The sequence below is a fragment of the Putridiphycobacter roseus genome (genome assembly GCF_003234935.1).
Taxonomy (GTDB): Bacteria; Bacteroidota; Bacteroidia; order Flavobacteriales_D; family Crocinitomicaceae; genus Putridiphycobacter; species Putridiphycobacter roseus.
Genome location: NZ_QKSB01000053.1, coordinates 1 through 1,211 on the forward strand (window position 1 = coordinate 1; position 1,211 = coordinate 1,211).

At 33.5% G+C, this 1,211-nt stretch carries 1 protein-coding gene; it reads right to left on the reverse strand.

Going from position 1 to position 1,211, the window contains the following annotated elements; all coding sequences use genetic code 11:
* On the reverse strand, positions 1–508 hold a 508-nt coding region (locus DNU06_RS17450; protein WP_199399041.1), incomplete at its 3' end, for a hypothetical protein.
* Positions 509–1,211 lie beyond the last annotated feature (703 nt).

Consider the following 1,211-nt stretch of genomic DNA (forward strand, 5'->3'; position numbering starts at 1 on the left):
TTGGGTTTGACATTGGCGAAAGTTGGTAACTTTGATTATAGTGATGATTACCTTTTATTTTTAATACATAAGTGTGATTAGCAAATAAAGTATCAGTTAAACAAGTGCTTGCTGCTAACGCACCAAAGCGTATTAAATTTGTGTATGTATTTCCGTTAAAAATACTCAAATAAATGTAGTTTTGACCAGCCACAATTGAAGGTGTGAAATTTGAATTGTGCATACTGTTAGCAAAACAATTATTACTATGTATGAATGCCATTGTAGAACTTATCTCCCAATTCAACACTTTATCAAAATCATTTATTGAAAAGGCCTGAGCACATGGAGTCAAGTTTTCAAAAGAGGGATTTGGAATAATATCTCTTTTTATAATGCATGAGCACTCATTATCCAACAAATCAATCAAGCCATCTCCATCATCATCTATACCATTGTTACATATTTCTTGGGCGGAAAGATTCCCAAGCGTAAATAGTAGCAATATGAGTCCTGCAATTTTTAACATTCAATTGCTAATTTACTAATTTTTAGTCAATAGTCAATAGTGGTTGATATATAGTTAAAAAATCATGCAAAATTGAAAAAAGTAGATAGTAATTAATGAATAGTTTTTGTTATTTGATGGCTCCGGAGTTGGATATCAGCTTTCGTAATTAAAAAGGTTTAACTATACGAGCTCATAACATTTTTGTCTTACTTATGTCTTGATATTTTTATCTAGTGTCTAGTATCTAGCGTCTAGTCTCTAGCAATTAGCAATTCCGTTCTGTTCTCGATACACTTGCCATTAGCTACCGCTAATTTCAAGCACTCGAACTGACACTTGAATTTTGTTTAGCTTTTATAATCTTAATAATGAATACTTTTTTCTAGGCTCTAGTTTCTAGCCTCTAGCGTCTAGCAATTAGCAATTCCGTTCTGTTCTCGATACACTTGCCATTAGCTACCGCTAATTTCAAGCACTCGAACTGACACTTGAATTTTGTTTAGCTTTTATAATCTTAATAATGAATACTTTTTTCTAGCCTCTAGTTTCTAGCATCTAGCGTCTAGTGTCTAGCGTCTAGTATCTAGCTTCTAGCATCTAGTTATCTAACTAAAGTCACATACCCCGAATAAATATGCTTCTTGTCCGACATGGTTTCAGTGAAGTCTATTTTCCAAACGTAGGCTGCTTGGGCGACAAATTGGTTTTGGTATTGTCCGTC